We start from the raw sequence: 24,079 nt of genomic DNA, 5'->3' as shown, positions 1-24,079 counted from the left end.
ACGACTGCCGTACATACAGGATCGCCTTGCGCTCCAAATGGTGCGGCCTAATCTTGTCATGCATCATGATCCGCGCCCTCCCGCTGAACAGTAAGTGATGCGCCAAGGCACCTTGCAATAGGCTGATGAACACGGAGTTTTCGGGCCATGACATTGGAACTGCAAGGGGCGATGTGGTCGCCGAGATAAGCGGCGCCGCAGCGTCTGAAGATTTTGTAACGGTGCCAGGGCGCGTGCGGCAACGAAGGCTTTGTGTCGCACTGCACTTAAATGTGAGATTGCGCCCACCTCGCCAAAGAGACCGGTAATTTCTCTGGGGTCGAATAACGGTTGTTAGGCCCGACCGGTCCATGACCGCCTTTTTTCAAGGAGGCGACGGTGGCGGTAGAGTGGACGATCTCGATCGAGGGCAAGAGCGAATTCGGCAACGTCTGTCGTGGGCAAGTCCGGGTTGGCAAGAGCTGGGAAAGCATGTTCGACGGTGAAATCGGCTTCTCGATCGAACAGGGCAAGAAAATCATGGCGGCGCTCCAGAGCGCGGTCGTGAAACACGAGGCAGAGACCTACGCGCCTTTCCGTCGGGTTTGCCCGGACTGCCACACATTCCGACTGGTCAAGGACTATACAATGCGTCGGATCCGAAGCGTCTTCGGCGCCGTTGAGGTTAGCAATCCGCGTTGGCTGCTATGTCGGGAGTGCTATCCGGGCATGGTCGGCGCCTTTGCGCCGCTGATTTGCCCTGACCAAGCGACGCCTGAACTAATGGAATTGACAGCGCGACTGGGAAGCATGATGCCGTACCGGCAGGCGGCGAAGGTGCTGGCCGAGTTCCTGCCAATTGAACCGACCGAGAGGCATGCGACCGTGCGCAAGCGCACCATCAGCATCGGCGAGCGGCTCGACGACCACATCGCGCAGGAAACAGGACGCGCGAGGTCTCAAATCGATGACCGACGCCAGCTCGAAATGCAGCTTCCAGGGGATCGACGCAAAGAGTTCGTCGTCAGCATCGATACAGAAGTACCGACCAAATGGCGATTCGGGATCGCACCCTTTACCCTTCGGCGCGAAGGGTACTGCGGCTTCGGCGACATCACTGTGATCTCGGACGGCGCAGAAATTCTCAAGCGGCCCGCGCCATGCCGAAGCCGACGGCCCACATCATCGACTGGTTCCATATCGCCATGAAGATCCAGCCCATGCAACAGATCGCCGATCAGTGGATACGAGCCCACGCTGACCGAACCGGGGAGCTGCTTTCCATCGACAGGGACGTCAGGGCCGTGAAGTGGCGTCTATGGCAGGGTTGTCTCGATCGCGCCATCCGCGACCTGGAGCGGGTCCTGGTAACACTCAAGCATTCGCAGCGAGAAGGCGAGTTCTCGATCGCACGCCCTCATAGTCTCGGGTTGCAGCTTCTAACCTACATCCGTTCGAACCGTGGTGCGATCGTGAACTATGGCAAGCGCTACCGAGCCGGCCTTCGCGTTGCCACGACCCTCGCCGAGTCGGCGGTGAACTCACTCGTCGGGAAACGTATGGTCAAGAAGCAACAGATGCGCTGGTCGCTGCACGGAGCGCATATGCTCATGCAGGTCCGGACGGCCGAGATCAATGGCGAACTTCACGATAGATTGCGGGCACCGTTTCACGGCCAGAGTCAAACGTGCCTTCTCTTTTCAAGTCTAAACCGCCCCTTCTGCGCGCCGCCTAACCCCAGAGAAATTACCGGTCTCATGAATCACGACGGCGCTTGTGGCAACAGAAGCGGACAAAAACCGCTGCGCCTGTCGTAGCTCCACAACGAACGATAATGTTGCCTTATCGCTCGTTATCGGATCGAGCGCCATAATGGCCGCTGTGGCTCCGTTTTCATCGCCGGAGAGGCCCGCTTTGGCCGTCAGCTCAACGAGAATTGGCGTTCATTGAGCGGACCGAGTTTGCGACCAAGTCGAGGAATTGCTTCTCTCGTCGACCGGAAGGCCCAAATTCACGCAAACCGGGCACGCGGGCGAAACCCGCAATCATTCCATTTGGCCCTTACCCCGCCGGCTTCTACGACGACGATGATGGCATGTCTCCCACAGACGCTTTCAACCCGGCGGGCGCGAGCCTGTCACCGGCCGATAGAACATCACACGCACCGACGGAACAAGCTGGTTGAGGTAATCGAAATCCCCAACATTGCCGGTCAGGACCGTCGCGCCCAACAGACCGGCCTGGTGAAAGATCAGCGCATCGTTGAGGAAGCGCCGTCCATGCCCCTCCCCTTTCGGCAGACGGCTCAGCCGGAACAGCAGGCCGGCAAGCATGCCGGCGCGTCCCCAGGCGGTGGCGTCGGGTGCATGCAGCCGGTGCACTGGAATGTCTTCAATCGTGCCTGCAACCACTTTCAGGACCAACTTCGTCGTGGGGTGCGCTGGGTCGAGCCGGCCGAATAGGTGGCTGAGCTCGGCAAGGCAGACCGTCGAGTGCTGACAGAGCCGATAGGTCAGAAGGTCATCGACCACTTCGGGCGTGCGCCCCTGCAGGACATTCAGATAGACACTCGTGTCGAGAAGCAGTGCACCGCCGACAGGCGGCTGGTCCGCTGCCCAGGACAGAGCGGAATCCGGCCGCCGTTCCAGCCCCGCGACACGCCGCTGGGGCTTGAGGGAACGCAGTGCGCTCCCGAGATCAAACGCCAAGATCAATGTCCGCCGAGATGCTGCCCTTGCGGCCGACGAGCCGGGCGCCAAAATCGTCCTCGAGGGCCAGCCGCGACAAGGCGAGCTCCAGCAGTTCGGTGTCGGAACTCACATGAGCGCGCTTCTTTGCCGCCTCGATCAATTCCGAGGGCACCCTGCCCGACAGGCGTGTGTTCTTGGCCGCGCCGAGAAGGCCGACCGCCCTCGCCTGCTCAAGCACCAGACGGTTGCGGGTGTGGGCAATCCGCTCCTCGCTTTCGGTTGCCGTTGCGCTACGTATGCTCATCCTGGATTCTCCTGTTGAACGAAACATAGAGGATGTTGAACGCGAGTGCAATGAATGGCAAGGAAGGGCAAGCCGTGGAAGCGATCGCCGCATCGTCCATAAGTGCCCGCCCGACGCGGGGAGCAGCGCGCCCGGCCCTTTGTCGTGTGTGGCGGGGAGCAAAACTCGGGGCTATCGTCAGGTGTCTCGCGGTGGACAATTCGGCGGTTGGGTCGCACGTTGTGCTCTTCGAATCGCACCACTGCGACATTCCAAAGAACGAGAGCCCCCAATGAGCAGTGCCCGTAATTTCATGACGCCCGTCGACGCGATCGACACCAAGGACCTGCCTGACATTGTCGACGTCGTCATGGAAATGGGGCGCCCGGATGAGGCTCCCTCCCCTCCCCCGCAGGTCCTTGAGTCGCGACAAGCATCACTGCCGGCACATCTCGAAAAGCTGGCCGACCGTGCGCGCGATTATGTCGAGGCGGCAAGTTCGGCAAACACCCGTCGCGCCTATGCCGCCGACTGGAAGCATTTTTGCGCCTGGTGCCGGCGCCAGTCGTTTGATCCGCTGCCGCCAGATCCCCAAGTTGTCGGCCTCTACATCACGGCCCAGGCCTCGGGATCGGCAAGGGACAAAAAGTCTGTGTCAACCATTGAGCGCCGCCTGTCGTCCTTGACCTGGAACTATACGCAACGCGGTCAACCGATCGACCGGAAGGACCGGCATATCGCAACCGTGCTCGCCGGCATCCGCAACAAACACGCCTCCCCTCCCCGTCAAAAGGAAGCCATCCTGCGCGACGATCTTGTCGCCATGCTGGAAACGCTCGACCGCGGCACGCTGCGCGGTCTGCGTGACCGCGCCATGCTGCTTTTGGGCTTCGCCGGCGGCTTGCGCCGCTCCGAGATCGTCGGCCTTGATGTTGCGCGCGATCAAACCGAGGACGGCCGCGGCTGGATTGAATTTTTCCCGGACAAGGGCGTGCTGGTTACGTTGCGCGGCAAGACCGGCTGGCGCGAGGTCGAGATCGGCCGTGGCTCAGCGGACAGCACGTGCCCGGTCGTTGCCCTGCAGACCTGGCTGAAACTGGCCCGCATCGCGCATGGCCCACTCTTCCGCCGCGTCACCGGGCAAGGCAAAGCGGTGGGCACCGAGCGGCTCAACGATCAGGAGGTGGCGCGGCTGGTCAAGCGCGCAGCCTTGGCCGCCGGCGTGCGCGGCGACTGGTCGGAGGGGGAGCGCGGCCAGAAGTTTTCGGGTCACTCGCTGCGCGCAGGCCTCGCTTCCTCCGCGGAGGTTGATGAACGCTATGTGCAGAAGCAGCTTGGCCACGCCTCGGCGGAGATGACACGCAAGTACCAGCGGCGTCGCGACCGCTTCCGGGTCAATCTCACCAAGGCGTCCGGGCTTTGAAAAGCCCTCCCCTTCCCCGGTCGATCCCTAGGGTGAGGCGGTCAGGTTCTTTGAGGTGATGACAACACCTCGTCGAGCACAGCGATCGCTGCGACCAGACTGTCGGCCGCCGACGCTTCGTAGTCAGGCATGATCATGAGTTGCGCAATGGCACGGCCGACGAATTCCGGGTTGAGCTTTTCCATCCGCTCTCTGGTGCGAGCGACGTGTTCGGGGAGCGTGCGCAGGGCGTTGACGACCTCGCTTAATTGAGACCGGGCAGCAGCAGCGATGTCGAAAATGTCACGCGGCTTGGCTTCCGATCCCCGGTAATAGACCTTCTTGGCGATAATTTCCGGAATGGTTTCAAGACGCACCGTCCTGCCTTCCACCACACGGGTTTCGAACGGCGTCGTCGTTAGCGCTCCGGCAACGATGAAGTCGATTTCGCCAATGCCTTCGAAGGCGAATTTCTGAAACCGAAGCCCATCACCCTGATAATCCGATGGCACCAGATCAAAACGCAGGCGGCTTTTGGACGGGTCAATGAAGCCGAGCAGTTGAGGGTCATCGAGGAAAATATCGATGTCATGGCTTTCACGATGACCGATCTGGATCATCATAGCCGTGCCGCCGCCAAATGACCATTCGAAGTCATAGCCGCCCGCATTCTCTCGAAGCTGGTCAATCAGATCGACGGCGATGCGAAAAAGCCGCCGCCATTCGGAAGGGCGCCGGCTATCCTGTTCGGCCATCACGCAGCAAGCGGATAGCTCTCGCCGGACCAGGCGGAGAACGCAGCGGCGAAGGCTTTCAGGTCGGGGACCTGGATATGATGCACCACAGCGAACTCGACCTGCAACTCGGGGGGAACTTCACCGAGAAAGGCGCTGACATGGCCGGGGTGCTGTTTGGCCAAATCGAGATCTGCAAGGCAATGCGCCAGCGTCGCGTCGCCCAGTTGCACGCTGTAGGGCCCGTTCACAGTCGTCAAGACGGATGCCAAATGCTTGCTCATGATGGCCGTAAGGTAGTCTTTTCAGGCCGATGACACAAGTTGCCACCTCTTTCGGCGTCGGGAATTGCGCTCAAAGGATCGGGTATCCTGATCCCCTGTGTTTGAATCTCCGCCCTCAAGAGCGCATTCTCAGGCCCTCTAATACAGGCAAAATCGCGGCAAATCGGCTACGCGCGGTTCTGTCACATTGGGCCCCGTCGTGCCTTACCGAGGTTCCGCGCAATCTCGACGCCAGCGACGCCGGCGATGGTGCGCCTCGACCATTTGGCGTGCTAACAACCTGATCGAGACGATCGACGACTTCACAGCCAAGAATGCCCATTCCGACCACTTCGGGATCCGATCGACACCACGGCAGGGCAGGCATGTTCTTGCTGCTGACCATCGGTGATGTGGCGTAGCTTAAGCGCGCGCTGATTCCGAACGCATCGAGGCCGTAACGGTCGTGAAACGCCTACCCATGGGCACGTTCCTGGAGACCCCGGTGCGTCTTGGGAATCGACGGCGGAGCTGCCAATGAGTTTACGGCCGTAAACGACGCCGCAGAGCAATGCGTTAAGCTTTCGTTAACTTTAAAATCCTTGCAAGGATCCACAGAATCGGGCCTAAGTGCGATAAATGGGCTAATGCGGATAAATATTCGCACTTACAGGTTTCAGCTTATGAATATCGCATTCGACGCCAATAAGCCTCTTTTGGATTTTGATCAGCTGATCCTGAAGCAGGGCGCGGCGCTTTCCAGCCGCCTTGAAAAGCATCGTCTCGACAACTTTCCTCCAGACGCGGTGAAAACGCTTCGGCAGTTCCAGTTGTCCGAAGTCGCCTCCTACCTCGGAATCAGCGCTGGCTATCTCAAAAACTTATCATTGAACGGCAAAGGGCCACAGCCGACTGTAACACCAACCGGGCGCCGCTCCTATACGGCCGAGCAGATGCTCGAAATGCGTCATTACCTCGACCAGAAAGGGCGGTCGGATTCTCGCATGTATGTTCCTCACCGCAAGGATGGTGAACACCTGCAGATCGTAGCTGTCGTCAATTTCAAGGGTGGCAGCGGTAAGACTACCACCACTGCACATCTTGCCCAGCATCTTGCGTTGACTGGCCATCGGGTTCTTGCAATCGATCTCGATCCGCAGGCGTCTCTGACCGCATTGCACGGTATCCAGCCTGAACTGGATCAATTCCCGTCGCTCTACGAAGCCATCCGGTACGATGAACATAAGAAACCGATTAGCGCGCTGATCCGGAAAACCAATTTTCCCGGTCTCGATATTATTCCGGCAAACCTCGAACTTCAGGAATTTGAATACGATACTCCGCTGATCCTCGCCGAAAAAGGCACCCGGGACATGGGGCGGCTGTTTTTCACGCGTCTCGATGCAGCTCTCTCCGATGTCGGAGACAAATTCGATGTCGTCGTCCTGGACTGCCCTCCCCAGCTTGGCTACCTGACTCTCACCGCCCTATCCTCTGCGACGGCGGTACTTGTAACGGTCCACCCGCAGATGCTGGACGTAATGTCGATGTGTCAGTTCCTGCTAATGCTTGGGGAGATACTCGATCCCATCAAGCGCGGCGGTGGAAACATGAGCCTTGACTGGATGCGCTATCTGGTTACCCGATACGAACCTGGCGACATCCCGCAGTCGCAGATGGTTCATTTCATGCGGTCGCTGTTCGGAGGTTTTGTCCTCAAGAACGAGATGGTGAAATCCACGGCAATCTCTGACGCGGGCATCACCAAGCAGACCCTCTACGAGGTCGAGAGGGGTCAACTCACCCGGTCAACGTATGACCGTGCCGTGGAATCCCTGCATTCCGTGAACGGGGAACTTATGTCGTTGATCCACAGAGCTTGGGGGAGGGCAAGCTGATGGCTAGGAAGGGTATCATGGCAGGCCTGCTGGATGAGGGCGCCGATGACGAGTTTACGCCCGTAAACTCATTCGGGAACAAGGCGTCTAATGAGCAGAACAGGGACAGCGACTCCCAGCTTAACGTTGCAAACGGGATGGCTTCCAAGCCGACTACATCCGCCGGGGCTCCCGGACGCCGTGGCGCTTTCGGGATGATGAGCCGCGCCGCCGACGAGATGGCCGCCAAGGTTGCAGCTGCCGAGGAAATCGAGAAGCAGCTACTGTCCGGCACCCAGATCATCAAACTGGACCCCGACCAGTTGGAAGCCTCGTTCGTCGTCGACCGTCTTGATGGCGATGACGATTCAAGCCTACAGGAACTGATCCAGGCCATTGCGGAAAGGGGACAGGACAGCCCGATCTTGGTACGGCCGATATCAGGTTCCGAAGGTCGGTTTCAAATCGTTTTCGGGCATCGTCGAGCCAAGGCCGCGAAAGCGCTCGGCATCAAGGTGAATGCAGCAGTCAGGCAGCTCTCCGATCAGGAACACGTAATTGCTCAAGGGCAGGAAAACACTGCTCGTGCCGATCTCTCATTCATTGAGCGGGCGCTGTTCGCAAGGAAATTGGCCGAACAGTTTGACAACGCGACGATCATGTCTTCGCTAGCGATCAATAAGACCGTTTTGTCCAAACTGCAGTCTGTAACCACCAACATCCCGGAAGCCGTGATCTACAAGATCGGAGCGGCGAGGGGAGTTGGTAGGGACAGGTGGTACGATCTATCCATCCTCCTCAAGAGCAGCAATGTCGATGGCCTCGAACATCTGTTGGGGCAGGACAAGTTCAAGAGAGCCAGTTCCAACGACCGCTTTCTGATGGTCTTCAATCTCGCGAATAAGGCCAACAAGACAGCCTCGACGAAGAAGGTGAAGGCGGTAGCTGCCAACTGCTGGGCTCCTAGAGACAAATCAGTCAGCATCATCACCAAATCACGTCCCAAGGATTTCTCGCTCGTGCTCACGGAAAAGGAGGCGAAGCCCTTCGGCGAGTGGATTTCAAGCAATCTGGGCGAACTATACGAAGCGTTCAGAAAGTCGAAACAGGAGAACTGAAACCGCAAAAGAAAAAGGCCCCCGAACGTCACCGTCGCGGAAGCCCTTCTCAACCATAAGCAAGCTGAGAATCACATTTTCGCGAATCAGTGTCAAGAGTTTTAAGCGTCGGTTCGGCGGACGGATTTCTTTTGCCTAATTGAAGGCGAAGGAAGAATGGAGACGGGTATTGCAACGACGCCCTTTGGGCGGCGGCCGATGTCGCTTGCCATGCTGGCAGCGCAAAACGAGTCACGTGAAATCCCAAAGGGCAGGGCTGTCGACAAATGGCAGATCTATCGCAACCTCTGCGAGGGCAAGAGCATCGTCGGCATCGGCGATCGCGCTCTGGCCGTTCTGAATGCGTTGCTGTCATTTTACCCGGACAGCGAACTGAGTGAGGAAAACAGCCTCATCGTGTTTCCCTCGAACGCACAGCTGTCCCTTAGAGCTCATGGGATGCCCGAACCCACAGTCAGGCGGCACATGGCGGCCCTTGTGGGCAGCGGTTTAATCATCCGTCGGGACAGCCCGAACGGCAAGCGTTATGCCCGGAAGGGCCGGGGAGGGGAGATCGAGGAAGCGTTTGGCTTCTCCCTGGCGCCGCTGCTGGCCCGTGCTTACGAGTTCAAGGCGGCGGCCGAGCGTGTTCGTGCCGACAACAGGGCGCTCAGGCTTATGCGCGAGCGGATCACCTTGCACCGCCGTGACATCCACAAGCTGATCGAGGCGGCCGTTGAGGAAGATGTCCCGGGCGACTGGGGGGGCCTGTGGAAGCGTTTCCGCGGCGTTGTGGAGGGAATTCCGCGCCGAGCTTGCATTGCTGACCTGGAACCGATCGTGGCCGATCTAGCCGTGTTGCATGACGAAGTCGATAACCTGCTGGAAATTCATATGAAATCCACGAATCCGAGCGGCAATGACTCTCAAAACGAGCGGCAGCAATCTGATTCAAATACCGACTCTATTTTTGAATTTGAACCTGCTTTAGAGAAAAGCGGGGCGACGGCCGAGCCAAGGACGAGGACCGCAGAGGCGCCGAAAACATACCCGCTGGGGATGGTGCTGAAGGCCTGCCCCGAAATTGCGGATTATGCCGTCGACGGGATCGGCAATTGGCGCGATCTCATGATCACCGCCGCCCAGGTGCGGGGATATCTGGGTGTTTCGCCGTCAGCGTATGAGGAAGCCTGCCATGCGATGGGCCAGGAGATCGCGGCGGTGGTGATTGCCTGTATTCTGCAACGTGCTCAGCACATCAATTCCGCCGGCGGCTATCTTCGGGCGCTGACTGATAAGGCCAAGGCGGGGGCGTTTTCGGTCGGGCCGATGCTGATGGCGGCGCTCAAGGCCAGCGGCGCCACAGCAAGGATGACGGGATGATGATCACCAAATCCCGCAGCTTATCGCTTTGCGCCCAGCTCAAGCGCGAATTACGATGGCCGGCTGACACATGTGGAAAGCCCGGAAAACCCGTATATTCCGGAAGAAATGAGTTCAGCCGATGACCACCACCGTCACCGCCGCCGCCGTCTCGAAAAACTTCGGCGCCTATCAGGATGCCGCCGTTCGCGACCCTGTCATCATCACCAAGAACGGCCGGCCGTGCACCGTGCTGCTGGCTTGCGAGGATTTTGTCCGGCTGTCGAAGCGCGACCAGCGGGTCGATCTGGCCGCGGAACTCAGCGCCGAAGAAATCGCCGCTGTCGAGGCCGTCGAAATGGAGCCGGGCCTTGACCATCTCAACGGCGAGCTTCCTCCGGCAAAGGTCTGACGGATGGAAGGATGCCCTCGGGCTCTTTCCAGCGCTAGGCTGGTTTTGCCAAACCTGACGAGGTCCGCGCAGGGACACGATGGCCAGCAATCCGGCGCTGCGCCCATCCTTGCAATTGTGGAGTGCAACTCCTATTTTGCAAGGAAGAATCGAAGCTCACGCGGCGTAGGCTGCTGCGGTCGAGCGTTCCCGCATGCCGGCCATGACCGTTACGGATTATCGTTCGTTTTTAACTGTCGACGGGCACGGCGGCTTTCGGCCATTTTCGTTGCCAGAAGCGCCGTGATGATTCATGCTGTCGACGATGATTCTGCGCCCGAAACTGCTTGGCCATGCACCTGTGGTCGTCACCTGTGCAGCCCCGGCTGCGCTGGCCACTCCCGTCCCGACCTGGCTGCGCGCCGTGGCGGCCGGTCCGGACTCGATTGAAAACGCTGCGTTTGCCGCGGCCGCGGCGCTGACCGCGCTCGATGCGGTTGTGCGCCGTCAGGAGAGATGGGCCGGCGCTTGGCGGCAGCGCCTGGCACTCGCGGCAGCAGCGGCAACGGCCAAACGCGCCGGCCGGGTCGAGGACGAGGCGGCGCTGCGCGACGCGCTGTTGCTCACCCGTCCCGGCGACGACGTTGGACCCGCCGGCCGTATGCTGCTTGCCTGGCGAACGCTGGCATCTCGTCCGGTCGCCACGTTGGTCAGCGAGACGGTGTTGGTCGATGTCGCCGCGGATCTGGGGAGCGCGCTTGAGGAGGCCGCGGCCGGCCAAATCGGTGACGAAATTCAGGCGACGGCTGGCGCGGTCGGTAATGCAGTCGCTGGCGCGGTCGACGCGATCGCCGTGCTCGAGCGTCATCACAGTCGCGCCGCGCTTGAGCTTGGACCGTGGCTTGCGGACGCTGTTCTGGCCGACCGGCTAGGGTGGGCGCATGCGCTGCCCCTGTTCGGCTTGCACCCGGTGGCGGGCGGTCGTCGGTCACCCCATGCCGAACGGCAATCCAGTCAGTCGTCCCGGCAACGCATTTGGGCGGCTTATGCGCAGGCGGCGCTGCAGGCGATGGATCTTGCGGCCGAGCTCGGCCGCTGCGCCGACCGCCTGCTGGCTGTCGCCCCAAAACTGCGGGCGAAAGGGGCGGACACTGTCGTCGAGAAGCTGCTGTCCGACGACGCGATCGTCGCATCCGAAAAGATCGCCGGCATGAGCGACCGCGGCCTGCGCCGTCTGTTCGACCGGCTGATCGAACTTGGCGCGGTGCGCGAGCTGTCCGGCCGTCCGACCTTCCGCATCTACGGGCTGTGAGACCATGGAGCAGGCGAAGGGGAGAAGGGCGAAGGAGCGATCAGATGGTCACCTGTTCGACCGCGAACTGGATCACCTACCGCCAGAAGTACGTTGGCGCGAATGGATGAACCGCGTCGAAGCAACCATCTTCGCCGCCAGCGAACCGGTCAGCCGCGAGGTGCTTACCCGCGTCGTCGGCAAGACCTGCAGCATCGACCTTTTGATCGACGACATCCGCGAGGAGCTGCGGGGCCGGCCCTACGATCTGGTCGCGGTCGCCAGCGGCTGGAAGCACCTGACGCGGCCGACCTATGCCGACGCTATCCGTACGGCGGTCGGCTCTAGCGAACGCGCCGTCGACCTCACGCAATCCGAAGTGCTGGTCTTGATGTGCATTGCCTTCTTCCAGCCGATCACGCGCGCCGAACTGTCGTCATTCTTCGGCAAGGAGATCAGCCGCGACCTGATCGGCAATTTGCGCTCCTTCGGCCTGATCGCCTCCGGCCCGCGGAGCCCGACGCCAGGCGCCCCCTATACCTATGTGACGACAAAACAGTTCCTGCTGGAATTCGGGCTTGAAACCTTGCGCGATCTTCCCGACTTCGAGGCGCTCGAGGATGCGGGGCTGCTGTCGAAGGAAAAGCTTCTGGCGGGCGACATCATGCCGGGGTTTTCCGCCCCCGGCGAGAGTGATGCCGACGCCGACGAATAGAGCGCCTGTGCCTGGCCGCACGACCGCCATCGTCACTGCAACTTCTCGAGCGATATGACGGCGAGATCGATTTTTCCCACGAGGTACTCAACGGCGCACAATCCGGATAGTGTTGCATCAGGATGGACTGTGCGAGGCGGAGGTCCTCGATGTGTTGTTCACCCGCTTTTGACGTTCCTCCAGCGGAATTCTCTCCGTAGTAGAGGTCTGGCAAGAGAGACGTCCGAAGTATGCCGCAATTTTCGGACACTCACGGATTGGCATTTCCCCCGATATCAGCTGGTAGGCCGACTTATGCCTCGAAGCGAAGAGAACGGCAGGTTTGCGCCTCCGTTCGGTCGTCGAAGACTACCTTCTACATTCCTGAAAGCGGACCCATCAGAACGGGCACGCCGGCAGCGCTAGGCGCGCTAATACCGGACCCACGGATATGCACGGCATGCAAATTCCGCACTGGCTAAGCGCGCTTGGAGTACCTATCAGGTCGAGCCACCCAAGGTTCTGTTCCTGTATCTCGTGTCCAGTACACGCAGCCGTCCGTGATCCAGAAGTGGCTCATGCAGCCTTTGTTGCGCCACACCGAGGGTGAAAGTGTCGCACGGCCAGCTGCACTCAATGAGAGGTGCCATCGTGGGTTGTGTGGCGGCTGCATGGGCAAAGAAATCACATCGCCACAGCCGCACGGGCAGCGGAACATCGTCCAGAGGGGCTTGTTCTGATAGACGACGTTGATCAGTTGCCGGGGGCCGATGGATGCATTCGCAGGCGTCTTCGTAACGACATCACAGCTTTCGAAATAGGCAGCTGGTGTTTCAGGCTTAGGCTCAACGGGGCCCTCCCGCTGCGAGAGACTATCCAGAAACACACGAAATCTATCTGCGAGCCACTTGAACATGATGTTAGGTGATCTTCCCGAGCGCCGGCATATCGAGCCGGTAGCCGCGCTCACGCTTGAGCTTGATTCCTTCAGGACCGCAACAGAAACAATCGGGATCATCCGGGTGTGCGTTGCTATGGATGACCATGTGGACGAAGTCGTACCATATATTGTCCTTCAGCAGGTCGCTTGGGATCCTACGAAACGGCCGTATGAGGTCCATCAGTGTAGCAACTGCTGTGTCCGCTGATGCGCTCGTAAACGGTCCCACTCCTGGCGCCTGCTCCCCGCCGCCGACCAGATAGTATTCCTGTCTGAGCGTTTCCTTGTCGAGTTCCGCAAGCTCTGGGCGCGCTCTCAGTTCGCGCTCATAGTCGAGCTTCTGTTGCGTCACTACCTTCTGGCAGCGGAGACATTTGCCGTCTTCCGGAAGGATGCGGCTGATTCGCCCGCGATGGTCCCGAAGATACGGTTCTCCGTCGGCGCCGATGTCGATCTTGCCGGTGAGGCCGACATCGATGAATGCCAAGGCATAGTAATAGGTGGTCTGGTTGAGGAGATCGCGCCCTGCGACGTCGTCCGTGCATCCAAAGATCACGTCAGCGCCGGAAATCGCGTCAATAGCGGCCGGCGACTTCTCCAGATATTCGCCAATGGCCGCCACGGTAACGCCAGGCAACTCCAAGGACTGAATGTAGGCGGCCAGCACCTCGGCCTTATTTCGCTTCACATCCCGGGTGCGATAGCCGCGCACGCGGTTGAGATTGGTACCCTCAAGCACGTCGCCGTCAATCAGGACGATCTCGCCCACGCCTGCGCGGGCCAATAGCGTCGCAACCGAGGAGCCGGTGCCGCCTACACCAACAATGGCCACACGCAGCGACTGCAGCTTGCGATTGAACGGTGCGCCGAAAGCCGCCGCCTGACGTTTGAGAACCTCGGAAGGTGTTCTCTCCTCACCGTTGATATGCATGTCAAGGTTTGTGCCAAGCACCGCCACGTGCCGCACAGCTTCTGTCTGCTGCGGTGCGTCGCCCCGCCGTATGCGAGCGCGCCATCGACCCTCAACCCAAAGTAGCGCGACAAGCGCAACAGACTTGCCGTTGCAGCCGGCATAACCCTTCAAGATGCGCTGCTCGTTATCCTCATCCTTCTCCGAGAACTCGAGGAAACCGCCGGGGTGATTGTGCACGAAGCCGAGTTCGAGGCCCTCCTGCTCGCAGCGAAAGTAGATGTCTTGCATCTTGCGAAGGTTGACGCGCAGGTGCACGGGCGAGCTGCCGAGTATCCAGTCGCCCTGCATCTCAATGATGTCGACACAGACGAATCTGATTGACGGCCGAAGGCCCGCATGATTGCGCTCGAAGCGGCGGAACACCGCGATCGCTCCGCGTTCATGGCCTTCTGGATGACCGTTGAACCATGTACGCAAACGTTCGTGCTGCGTACCGAGCAATGTGATTCGATGTCCGCTCATGGACGCTTCGCATCCGGATAGCTGAACGCCCATGTGATCCGGTCAATAATGACTCGAATATCGTCGACCTTTGGCTTCCATCTGACGCCGGGCTGGTGCCAGTGACGTGACCAACGTGTGTACTCGACGCCGGCATAAGTACGTGAATCCTGGTTCGGACCTGTCGTGCCGATGTTTGGAATTGGCTTGCTGTCGGCACGCGCGAGCTGCGGGTGAACCCAGAACATATCACCGCCCGACGTGTTGTAGTCGGACGGAACGGCGTAGAGCACATCAACGGTCGCGCGCACCTGCCCGTTCGCGGTGTAGACGTCTTCGGGCAGTGGAAAATCGCGGAATATAAAAAAGCGTGATGCCTCGTCCTCGGTGAACGTCAGACCTGCATCTTTGAGTATCTGGTAGTCTTCATCGAAGAGGAGCGTCATGGCTAGGAATTGCCAGCCTCGGAGCTGGCATCCTGCGCATAGAACTTTTCGATACCCGGCTCTGCGAGGTCGATCTTCTCGTCGTCGGCAACTGGACGGCCCGGGACATTGCGGACCTTAACGTACAGGTCCATTCCCTCGGGAATGCCTGGTCCAACCTGCCGCACCTGTGCGCCAGTTATGAATTGCTCGTCCCAGTGATAGGTGTCGTCTTCGATCTTGAATTGATATTGCTTAGCCATGATTATTCTCCTGCTCCCAACCAGAGAGCATTAATTGCAGTATACAACGAAGTGCGTGATTGCCCCCACACTGGCGAATCAAGTGGCAAGCATAGGTCAAAATGGCGTACTTGAACAGATCGTGAACGACTGCAGGGACCATCGTTGGACCAACTGCCCACCAACGCCCGGATCTGAACCGCCGCTTTCCACTTCCTCGAACTGCAAAGCGGACCGGTAGACTCCGGCCCCAAAGGCTGAGGGGCTGCAATGCCCCTCATGTCGACCGCCGGGTGCGCCACTTCCTAAGCTTCATCCGTTTCGCCGCAGCAAAACGACTTCAACGGCCCAGCTTGGCAGTCTGCCTGTTGAAAACGGCTGGTTGCCGTTGGGTGAAATAAGCTGATGCATTGCTGACCTCAGCGAGATCTATCAACCGGAACGCATTCCGTTTGCTCAGCCATATCGCTGATCGGTCGGATATTTGGATATCGAAGGCTATGCATCTGCATATTGATGCGCACGCACCGCATCGGCCTCTGGAAGGGCACAACTTTCATAGTTAACCGGATGTCCATCCCGAAAGAACACGCCTTTTTGCAAATCCGCGAGGTTGGTCGGGATAAAAATCTCGCCACTGGTACTAGCGATTGTCGCCCTGTCGTCACGCAGGAACAGCGTATTATTCCCCCCGTGCCTCGGCGGTGTCACATCGACAAGCACCGTCCTCAGTTTCCCAAACACTGTGATGTTCCGCCATCCGGGGTGTGATCCGTGTCGATCGCTCTCCAGAAAGACCAACCATGCACACGCCTGCCGCCCTTTTTCAACGCAATGTCCTTAGAGGATATATGGCAGAATGCAGGTCGGTAGCCGTGGTCTTGATAGGTGAGGAGGACTGGAACGCCCGAAAGGTCATTTAACTGGCTTAACAGCGCAACATCCGCATCTGTTGGATTGGGTAATTCCCAGCCCCTCGAAACCATTTTGTATGCCCTCCACCCGCTTTATACCTGATCCGGTGACGGCGCCCATGCGGAAGTTGCACCGAGGCAGAGTTCGTTATCATGGCTATCCGAGCCGCGACAGCATTCCACCGAAAGAAAATGTTGGACCGGGAGTTCGGGGACAGACGGGTCAACGACCCCCGGGAATAAGAGCTGCGGCCGCAAAGAATAGTGGTGTGGACATTCAACACGGGGGATGGCGATATCTTCTAGTGGATTGCGCGCGGGAATAGAGGGTGCCACGATCGGCTCGCTTCGGCGCGCGACGGCGAGTGCAGGATCGGTAGCGTGTTGTTGGGACAGTTCACGGGGAAGCTGACAAGCAAGCCTTGATCGCTGAAGCCGAACGGGTTGTGCGGATAAATTAACGCGCCGAGATCCCGGCATAGTGCCTTGGCCCGTTCCTTCTCATCCTGGCTCGTCCAGATGCCGAGGTCTTCGGGAAAGGCTTGCTCTCGAGGCCCAATGATATCCACGTACCGCAAGTCGAACTGCAGCCAGTCGAACACGCCCATAGCATCGCGGACCATCTCGTCGCCGTCAGGCGTAACTGCAAGCGCCATCGCCGTCACTGGGATGTTCATTTCACGCAGCAAAACCTCATTCACGCTTACAAAGCGGCTCAAGTTCCTGGCAAGCGACCGACCGCTCGCAACCAGATCGTCAAGGAAGAGCAAGGCCGCAGGTTTTAGTCCAGCCGCCATCTTCTCTCGCACTTGTTCGGAGAAGTGGTACGGGGCGATGATGCTCTTCGCAGCGAGCCCGTTCGTCTCCGCATAGCGGGATGTGTAGAACTGACCGCTCTTGCCTTCACCGTCAGCGTAGGTGAGCAGCACGTCCGACCGCCTGTCGGTTCGCTTGCGGATCACAAACGTCGGCAACGATGGCCGGATGAAGCTGTGCAAGGTCTTGAGCGCTTCGCGGATCTCCACGTCGCCGTAGAAGCGCAGGTGCTGCAGGAGCTTGAATAACAGACGCTGCTGGCGATGACCTTCGGCCTGTTCGAACCAGGCGCGCACCTCGTCGCCCGTGATTTCGCGCCCCTGATAGGTCGGCCAGCTCCTAACCAACGCGGCGATCTCGTTCGACTGGACAAAAGCCTGATCCTCGGCAGCCTGAACATGGTGCGCCAGTTCCTCGCCAAGCGCGTCGGCGATTAGCCGGCTGCCCCCGACTTCAACCAGCCAGGCGCGGAAGATCGGCAGCACGAAAGTATATTGGCCCTGGTTCTCGCGCAGCACCGATCGGCCGACAAAATTGTGCAGCACAGGCACGATCTCGGTGTCGGGCAGCATCAGTCCGTGTTTTTGCGCCAGCAGGTTCTCGATCGTGATCGGCAGGTTGCGCCGTGCCGTACGTGCGACTAGCACCAACGTGCGGCAGCGGCGCAGGATGTCCGGCTCGCGTTCGTTGACCGGCTTGTGGATGCCATCCTGCCAGAGATGGGCAAAGGCGTTGGTGTCGAAGGTCGGCACTTGGGCGGCGATGGCCGAGCGGACCTCCTGCCCCGTGACATCCGAGTCGCGCTCGCGAACGCAATCCTCAAAGACTGCGGCACACACGATCTTTGCGAAGAAGGGATTTCCTTTCGTGACATTGAACACCTCGGCAATCGCGTCTTCATGCCATTCGAGCACGTTGGCACTGGGCTTCTGAACAAGAAGCTGAAAGTCTTCCCACTCGGAATCGCGCGAGAAATAGTCGAGCGGAACGCGGACGAACTTATTCAGCTTCTGGCCTTGCCTATCCATCACGAACGGCATGTTCTCGCCGCCGACGAGGATCAGGCAGACGTTCTCGCAAGTCGTAAGGGCGCGGATGTTGGCGAAAAATGTTTCCGCAAGATTGCCATGCTGGTAGAGTTCGGGGTGGATCTCGTCGAACTCGTCGATCACGATCACATATTTCAGTCCGGGGCGAACCTTTGCCGCGATGTCGGCGAGACGGGTGAGTGCTGCGATGCTTCCGTCGAAGCTGAGCGCGGGGGTCTGCACCCCAGCCGGGAAGCTGTCGATCATGAACTCGGCAATGTGCGTGCCCAACTCGCGTAGCGAGGCCGCAGGGTCGGCGTTGGCTATGGCACCCCACAACAGATATTTTAATTCGATCCCCGGCTCTGCAGCGTGCTCCTTCGCGAACGCGACTGCCGCCAGGGCAAGTGATGTTTTCCCGACCCGCTTCTGCCCAGTGACGTAGAAAGACTCCATCGGAGTCCGGAGCATCTTGTTGCCGAGCGCCTGGACCTTGTCGACGCGCCCGACGAAGGTGTCGCCCTTGGCGACATCGGTGCTATAGGGACGCCGGTACGTCTGGGCCTGCCAGTCGATATCACTGCGCTGGGCGTTTGCCGTCGCCATGAACTCGACCTCCTGGCGCTCTGGACCCCCGGTCTCGTCCCATTTAACCGACAGCAGGAACACGACGGCATCGGTTTCAGTCATCACCTCGCCATTGAATACGGCCGAGAAGTCGCCTGCGGCTACGCTCCCGAGCAACAGCTCCTCGTTGGCGAACAGAAAACGTTCGGGATCAGCCTCGATCCGAACCGTCACGTTCGAAGCGATCCCGGGCCCCAGATTCCGTAGGGGAATTGAGAGCTTGATCTGGCGACCAGCTTCACGGAAGGGGTAGCGCTTCTGCAATATGCCGCCATCGCTAAGGCGGGGGACGATCTGGGCCTTGAAGCGCCCGCGCACGGAGGTGAGGAACTTCTCCAGCGCCGCATCCGCGATCGTGAGATAGGTTGCGAAATACCGCTTGGTTAAAAAGTTGGAATGCGCTTCGCAGTAGGCGAGCTGATCCCCGATAGCTTGCTTGCAGTCCATCATGTTCGCCGGCAGGCTGGCCGTGTCCTTGAGCAGGCGTGCCAGCTTGTTGTTGACCACCTCAAACCCGGCCCGGATTTGAGCCAAGTGCGAGGGCGCGCAATAGGCCTTCAACAATGGGTTGTTAAGCGTTCGCGCCAGAAGTTGGCGAGCACCCATAACTGCGTCGAGATCGGCCGGCACGTTGACGAACGGTGCCAGAGTCTCCTCAGCGCGTCCGTGAACAGTCTTAAGGACCTCGTATTTCTCATAGGTCTGTCGCTTCTGAACGGTGCCGCAAAAGCTGGCAAGCTCTGGAAGGGCGCGCTCGACGATCGTCACCACAGGGCGCTCGATGGATGCCTCGCGCGCGCTGCTGACCACATCGCGAGCCAGGCAGCGCAGCAAAGTCGCGGCCTCAAGCGATTGCATGGCATCGCCTTGCGCTGCTAGAGACTCGATCGCGTCGGCTACGCTGCCACTCTCGGGCGAGTTTGGCAGCCGCGCAATCAAGGCCTGCCGCAGAATCGCGCGAGCATCCTTCTCCCGATCTTCGCTGTCCAGCGCATCCTCAAGCTGCGCGACTAGCCTTTCAACTTTTTCCAGCCCTGAACTTACAGCCACAAGCGCCAATCCTTCCGGTTATTTGCGTTAGACAGGAAAGGCGGCGAAGGGTCCAGATGAAATTGACACCAGTCCAGCGAGGTTTCGGCGCGCCGATTGTGGCCAGTCTTTAGGATCCCAAGCGGCGCCACGAGTGAGCGAAGGGCAGCAATCCTGCATACTCGTCCGGAACCTGCCGGTCAGCAAACGGCCCCAAAGGTGCCTGTCGGCTACGCGCCCAGTTGTTGCCGTCCAGCAGCCTGATCGCAAATGCTGCAAGCCCCCATCAGAGTCAGCCAATCAACGCGGCATCTGCAAAGGCGCCGTTCTGACTGTGTGAGGCAAGGCCGCTGAAAAGTTCATATTGTCTAATCCACCGTTGCCACATGTAGATCCTGCCCGCTAAAGACATTAGACGGCGTTTGGATCATCGAGGGGAGCACCAGTTTGAAGCCATTCATAAAGTGGGCAGGCGGCAAGAGATGGCTTCTGAACGATTCCCGTTTCGGCCTTCCTGAATTTTCCGGGCGATATATCGAACCATTCATGGGCGGAGGCGCGATTTTCTTTCATCTCGCACCACCGGACGCGATTTTATCTGACGTCAATGAACGGTTGATCGCCACCTACCGATCCATTCGCGACGACTGGCGTTTGGTGCAATCAAGCCTGGCCGAATTTCAGGAGAGGCACTCGAAAGAGTTCTATTATGAGGAGCGAGGTCGGCAGCATTCGACGCCGCATCGCCGCGCTGCGCAATTTCTTTATCTGAACCGAACCTGTTTCAACGGCCTCTACCGCGAGAATCTCAAGGGGCAGTTCAACGTTCCGCTGGGGACAAAGACTCAGGTTATGCTTCTCGATGATGATTTCGAGAAGGCGAGCGAGATGCTGTCTCGCGCCGATCTCCGCGCTGGCGACTTTGAAGCTGTAGTCGCGGAAGCGGTGGAAGGCGATCTGGTCTTCCTGGACCCTCCCTATACAACGGCTCATAATTGTAATGGCTTCGTCAAGTATAATCAGAAAATCTTTACTTGGGATGACCAGAAAAGGCTGATGCAAGCCATTATTCGCGCTAAGCAGCGTGGTGTTCGGGTCGTCCTGACAAACGCAGACCACGAAAGCATTCACGAGCTTTACGGTAAGCTTGGTGCGCCGATAGTGGTTTCTCGTCCGTCGGTGATATCGGGAGCAGTGAATTCGAGGCGCGGAACCACCGAGGCGCTATTCGTTTTCTGATATCTCAAGGTCTGCGTAGAATTTTTTTTGGGGGGTGCCTTGTCGTTTATCGATCCTGCCGAAGCGGCTGCGCTTCGTAACAAAATCAGTAGCGACAAGTCGCTGCTGGGCAAAATCTATGTTGCGAAATCTTCCAAGTTCCATTCCCGCAATGTCGACCATAGCTTGGTCGAAGGTTTGCTCGAGGAGGGCTGGGAGGAATATGGCACGCCTCTCAAAACCAAGACGCGGCTCCGCAAGCCGAAGAGCCACCATGTTAAATTCGAGGACGATCTTTGGTGCCAGCTTTATCGTCTGGGTTATCGCACACTCAATATCGACGAGAAATTCTGCCTGCCCTTTGGGCAGGAGCCGTCGGACAAGAAGCAAATCGACGTCGTCGCGGTCGACGACGACACCGTGTTGCTCGTCGAGTGCAAATCCAGCGAAGTTTCGGCGAAGCCGCCCTCATACAAGACCGAATTTGAGGCGCTTCGATTGCGTCTGGATGGATACCGGAAGGCAATCGATCAGACATTCGGCCCGGGCCGCCGGGTAAAATACATATTCGCGACGAGAAATCTTCGGTTGAGCCGGGATTCCGCCGATATACAGAGACTCGTTGATTCTGGCGGATTTTACTACAACGACAACACGTTCGAATACGTTGATAGCCTCCTGAAATCTTATCGGGATGCGGCTCACTATCAGTTCATGGGACTGATCATGAAGGGTCAGGCTATCAACAAGGCGAAGATCGAGGTCCCAGCCATCGAAGGCACGATGGGCGACAAGACATATTATATGTTCTCGCTGGAGCCACAAACGCTATTGAAGATCGGGTTCGTTCTCCACCGGACCCGGGCGAATGAGGCCGAGATGCCGACCTATCAACGTCTCCTTCTGCCGTCGCGGCTCAAGGGGATCACCAAGTTCATCGACGGTGGAGGATACTTCCCCAATTCGGCCATTCTGAACTTCAGCGAACGCGACGCGAAGCTCGAATTCCAAGGCCAGCCGCGGTCGAAGGATTCAGCGTCTCGGACAGGCGTGCTCAAAATCCCGAACGCGTTCGCGATCGCCTATATCATCGACGGCCAGCACCGCATTTATGGATACGCAAACTCAAAATTCAAGGCGAGCAACACCATCCCGGTGGTCGCCTTCAAGAACCTTGATCCAGGCGATCAGCTCGAACTTTTCATGCAGATCAATGAAAATCAGAAGGCGGTAAGCCCCACCCTCAGGATCACCTTGGAGGAAGATCTGTACTGGAATGCCAGTCGTCTGGACTCCCGGCTCAAGGCGCTTCGCTCTTCTGTCATCCGCGCATTGGGCGGCGATCCCTCCGGTCCGCTTTACAACAAGATTTCTCTCGGTGAAGACCGGGCTGTGCTCCAGGCAAAGCCGTTCGCGGACGCCTTGCTCAAGTGTAAGCTGTTGCCAGAAGCCAGGGGCAACAAGTTCGTAGAAGGAACCACTGCTTCATCATTATATGACGCCGCAAATGTAGAGCATGGCGACGAGATGAAGAAAGCGCGCGACCGTGCGGTCAGCCTCATCAACGCCTGCTACGAACTCGCGGAAGAGTCCTTTGGGAAGGATCAGGAGGCGCTCACTACCTATGTCCTTTCGAACAGGGGTAGCTTTGCGTTCATATCACTTGTTGGCGATCTCCACGCACTCGAAGCCAGCCAAGGCTCGATTTCAATAAAGTCGAGCACGGATCAGCGGATACAAGCCATCGGCAAGTACCTTCTTGTACTTTTCAAGGCGTTGCAATCGATGACGCCGGAAGATGCGGAGATTCTGGCGGGGAAATTGGGCAGTGGTGCGGAAACCACCTGGCTGAGGTTCTTCCAGGGTTACGTCCATGGCAAGTTTGCTGACTATAAACCGCCTGAGCTCCAGGATTGGAGGGAGCGCCAGGACAAGGCTCTCCAGAATGAGGGGAGAGAACTCGGCACCCAGATCGAACGACATATGAAGCATTTCATCATTGCGCAGCTGAAGGCGCTGTTCGGTGAGAATTGGGATATCGAGATTGGCGCGATCCAGCGTGAATGCGAGACCCGCGCGAAAGAGCAGATGGAGAAAAATTACAAGGAGGGGCTAGGGCGGCAGGAAATCCCCTGGACAGACCAGTTCTTTATCAAGGACTATAAGACAATAATCGAGAAATACTGGACGAAAAAGCCGGAAAATCTACCCAATGCAGAGTCGTTTGAGCAGCACTTCTCGATAGACGTCGGCCATGGATTCAACAGTAAACCGGACAAGATCAAATGGGTCTCGCTCTTCAACACGCTGCGGAATAATTGGGCGCATGAGGGAACGAAAGAAAAAGGATTGAACAAACACGATGTCGAACTCTTGTTGAAGATTCACCGTAAGCTTGGTTTGCGATAATCGTAAATTGTTGGAAAAAGCATATCCTTTTATTTGGCAAGAAACGTCTTCGCTGAATTCGCTATCCCGCCCAAGGTGCGGAAATTCGCTCTAAGGGCTTGTTCGATCTGTCGACGCTACGACCTTCGCGCAGCCAGTAGGCTGGTCACGGTCGGGACCGTCATCCTTTGACTGCGATGTCAGCTTCGCCCGCCATCTGGCCAGAAGCAGTAATTCCGCAATCGGCCCCAACCAAGACCTTCAATGCCGCGATGCTGATCGCCGTCACTCTCGGACGAGGCTGACGTCTGGATCGGAGAGCAAAGACGTTTTCAGTCCTATGTTCGCTCTCTGTGCTTCTAGAGTCGCATAAATGGCAGTGTGGTATGATGTCCGGAATTATTTGGCATTTCGTGGGGTTTACCAGTCCGGAGTTAAGTGCCGCGGGTGTTCGGCCTATACGATTGAAAACAAGAGGGTTTTCAAGCCGAGGATAGGGGTTCCCGATCCAAGGACCGGGTTTACCAATGGCCTCAAGGACAGCTAATTCTGGACTGGCGTTAAGTGGTTGGATTAGCGTGGAGTTTAAGCGCTTCTATTGGTCAACCCGCTTACGGTCGGCAACGGATTGGTCAACCCAAGACCCCAGGATTGGTACCGAAGCAGCAGCCCTATCGACCAAGATTCAGCTCTGTACTTCCCCCACAATCCGTTGAGACAGATGGCGTCAGAATCTCAGCGTAGGCAACGTGCCGCGACAGCGACGTCCTGACTTAATTCCGGACTGCGACAGATAATTCTGGACGCAACACCGAAACCCTCCGGCAAGTTCCTGACTTTGCGGGCTACAATGTGGCTATCTGAGCTGGACGCTGACCGTTGAAAGATCCGACAGGCTTTGGCCGATGGGAAATAGGTGGCGGCATGGGGCGGAGGCGGAGTTCATTTTCAAGGCACGGCTGTTGCCCTAGAGAT

19 protein-coding genes and 1 pseudogene are annotated in these 24,079 nt (G+C 58.4%); 10 read left to right on the top strand and 10 right to left on the bottom strand.

Annotated elements, in window-relative coordinates:
* Window positions 1–378: 378 nt before the first annotated feature.
* A pseudogene (locus tag NKI70_RS25825) lies at window positions 379–1,637 on the top strand (ISKra4-like element ISMet1 family transposase); the annotation flags it as partial.
* Window positions 1,638–2,093: 456 nt separating this feature from the next.
* Here NKI70_RS25825 and NKI70_RS25820 read toward each other — a convergent pair.
* Complete coding sequence (locus tag NKI70_RS25820; protein ID WP_352725245.1) at window positions 2,094–2,687, bottom strand: type II toxin-antitoxin system VapC family toxin; 594 nt, start codon at window positions 2,685–2,687, stop codon at window positions 2,094–2,096.
* Complete coding sequence (locus NKI70_RS25815) at window positions 2,677–2,973, bottom strand: hypothetical protein (RefSeq protein WP_352725243.1); 297 nt, start codon at window positions 2,971–2,973, stop codon at window positions 2,677–2,679. Before NKI70_RS25815 ends, NKI70_RS25820 begins: the two co-directional genes overlap by 11 nt.
* A gap of 271 nt (window positions 2,974–3,244) precedes the next feature.
* Here NKI70_RS25815 and NKI70_RS25810 point away from each other — a divergent pair, with 271 nt between their 5' ends.
* On the top strand, window positions 3,245–4,375 hold the full coding sequence (locus NKI70_RS25810; protein WP_352725242.1) for a site-specific integrase: 1,131 nt from the start codon (window positions 3,245–3,247) through the stop codon (window positions 4,373–4,375).
* Between the two features lie 41 nt (window positions 4,376–4,416).
* On the opposite strand, the gene NKI70_RS25805 is transcribed toward NKI70_RS25810, so the two are convergent.
* Window positions 4,417–5,109, bottom strand: a complete 693-nt coding sequence (locus NKI70_RS25805) for a nucleotidyl transferase AbiEii/AbiGii toxin family protein (RefSeq protein ID WP_352725240.1) — start codon at window positions 5,107–5,109, stop codon at window positions 4,417–4,419.
* Window positions 5,109–5,339 carry a hypothetical protein gene (locus NKI70_RS25800; RefSeq protein ID WP_352725280.1) on the bottom strand — a complete coding sequence of 77 codons (231 nt, stop codon included), beginning with the start codon at window positions 5,337–5,339 and terminating at the stop codon, window positions 5,109–5,111. The genes NKI70_RS25805 and NKI70_RS25800 overlap by 1 nt, the downstream gene beginning before the upstream one ends.
* A 695-nt stretch (window positions 5,340–6,034) precedes the next feature.
* Between NKI70_RS25800 and repA the strand changes: the two genes are divergently transcribed.
* The 6 genes from repA to scpB all read left to right on the top strand — a co-directional run bounded on the left by repA (window position 6,035) and on the right by scpB (window position 12,084).
* Entirely contained in the window at window positions 6,035–7,249 is a 1,215-nt protein-coding gene (repA, locus tag NKI70_RS25795) for a plasmid partitioning protein RepA (RefSeq protein ID WP_352725238.1), read from the top strand.
* Window positions 7,250–7,266: 17 nt separating this feature from the next.
* Window positions 7,267–8,346 carry a plasmid partitioning protein RepB gene (gene repB, locus NKI70_RS25790; protein ID WP_352725236.1) on the top strand — a complete coding sequence of 360 codons (1,080 nt, stop codon included), beginning with the start codon at window positions 7,267–7,269 and terminating at the stop codon, window positions 8,344–8,346.
* 156 nt (window positions 8,347–8,502) lie between these two features.
* Window positions 8,503–9,708 carry a plasmid replication protein RepC gene (gene repC / locus NKI70_RS25785; protein ID WP_352725234.1) on the top strand — a complete coding sequence of 402 codons (1,206 nt, stop codon included), beginning with the start codon at window positions 8,503–8,505 and terminating at the stop codon, window positions 9,706–9,708.
* A 121-nt stretch (window positions 9,709–9,829) separates the two neighbouring features.
* Entirely contained in the window at window positions 9,830–10,099 is a 270-nt protein-coding gene (locus NKI70_RS25780) for a type II toxin-antitoxin system Phd/YefM family antitoxin (RefSeq protein WP_352725232.1), read from the top strand.
* Between the two features lie 292 nt (window positions 10,100–10,391).
* Complete coding sequence (locus NKI70_RS25775) at window positions 10,392–11,390, top strand: DUF1403 family protein (protein ID WP_352725230.1); 999 nt, start codon at window positions 10,392–10,394, stop codon at window positions 11,388–11,390.
* Between the two features lie 4 nt (window positions 11,391–11,394).
* Window positions 11,395–12,084 carry an SMC-Scp complex subunit ScpB gene (gene scpB, locus NKI70_RS25770; protein ID WP_352725228.1) on the top strand — a complete coding sequence of 230 codons (690 nt, stop codon included), beginning with the start codon at window positions 11,395–11,397 and terminating at the stop codon, window positions 12,082–12,084.
* A gap of 457 nt (window positions 12,085–12,541) precedes the next feature.
* Here the strand turns inward: scpB and NKI70_RS34055 are convergent, their stop codons facing one another.
* The 6 genes from NKI70_RS34055 to NKI70_RS25740 form a co-directional block, all read right to left on the bottom strand.
* Window positions 12,542–12,979: a ubiquitination-like system serine protease family protein gene (locus NKI70_RS34055; protein ID WP_502898934.1), complete on the bottom strand. Its 438-nt coding sequence runs from the start codon at window positions 12,977–12,979 to the stop codon at window positions 12,542–12,544.
* 4 nt (window positions 12,980–12,983) lie between these two features.
* Window positions 12,984–14,438: a HesA/MoeB/ThiF family protein gene (locus NKI70_RS25760; RefSeq protein WP_352725227.1), complete on the bottom strand. Its 1,455-nt coding sequence runs from the start codon at window positions 14,436–14,438 to the stop codon at window positions 12,984–12,986.
* Complete coding sequence (locus tag NKI70_RS25755) at window positions 14,435–14,863, bottom strand: E2/UBC family protein (RefSeq protein WP_352725225.1); 429 nt, start codon at window positions 14,861–14,863, stop codon at window positions 14,435–14,437. The genes NKI70_RS25760 and NKI70_RS25755 overlap by 4 nt, the downstream gene beginning before the upstream one ends.
* 2 nt (window positions 14,864–14,865) lie before the next feature.
* Window positions 14,866–15,105: a multiubiquitin domain-containing protein gene (locus NKI70_RS25750; protein ID WP_352725223.1), complete on the bottom strand. Its 240-nt coding sequence runs from the start codon at window positions 15,103–15,105 to the stop codon at window positions 14,866–14,868.
* Window positions 15,106–15,582: 477 nt separating this feature from the next.
* Window positions 15,583–15,807 carry a hypothetical protein gene (locus tag NKI70_RS25745; protein ID WP_352725221.1) on the bottom strand — a complete coding sequence of 75 codons (225 nt, stop codon included), beginning with the start codon at window positions 15,805–15,807 and terminating at the stop codon, window positions 15,583–15,585.
* 493 nt (window positions 15,808–16,300) lie between these two features.
* Window positions 16,301–19,519 carry a phosphoribosyltransferase-like protein gene (locus NKI70_RS25740; protein ID WP_352725219.1) on the bottom strand — a complete coding sequence of 1,073 codons (3,219 nt, stop codon included), beginning with the start codon at window positions 19,517–19,519 and terminating at the stop codon, window positions 16,301–16,303.
* A gap of 426 nt (window positions 19,520–19,945) precedes the next feature.
* Here NKI70_RS25740 and NKI70_RS25735 point away from each other — a divergent pair, with 426 nt between their 5' ends.
* Both NKI70_RS25735 and NKI70_RS25730 read left to right on the top strand, forming a co-directional pair.
* The gene (locus NKI70_RS25735; RefSeq protein ID WP_352725217.1) at window positions 19,946–20,737 is read left to right on the top strand and encodes a DNA adenine methylase; all 792 of its coding nucleotides are present in this window, start codon (window positions 19,946–19,948) and stop codon (window positions 20,735–20,737) included.
* A gap of 39 nt (window positions 20,738–20,776) precedes the next feature.
* Window positions 20,777–23,125, top strand: coding sequence for a DGQHR domain-containing protein (locus NKI70_RS25730; RefSeq protein WP_352725215.1), 2,349 nt, complete (start codon window positions 20,777–20,779; stop codon window positions 23,123–23,125).
* Window positions 23,126–24,079: the final 954 nt, after the last annotated feature.

It is taken from the genome of Mesorhizobium sp. M0500 (assembly GCF_040321165.1).
GTDB lineage: Bacteria > Pseudomonadota > Alphaproteobacteria > Rhizobiales > Rhizobiaceae > Mesorhizobium.
Note: the sequence above shows the minus strand (reverse complement) of the source record. Positions and strands in the feature narration are given on the sequence as shown.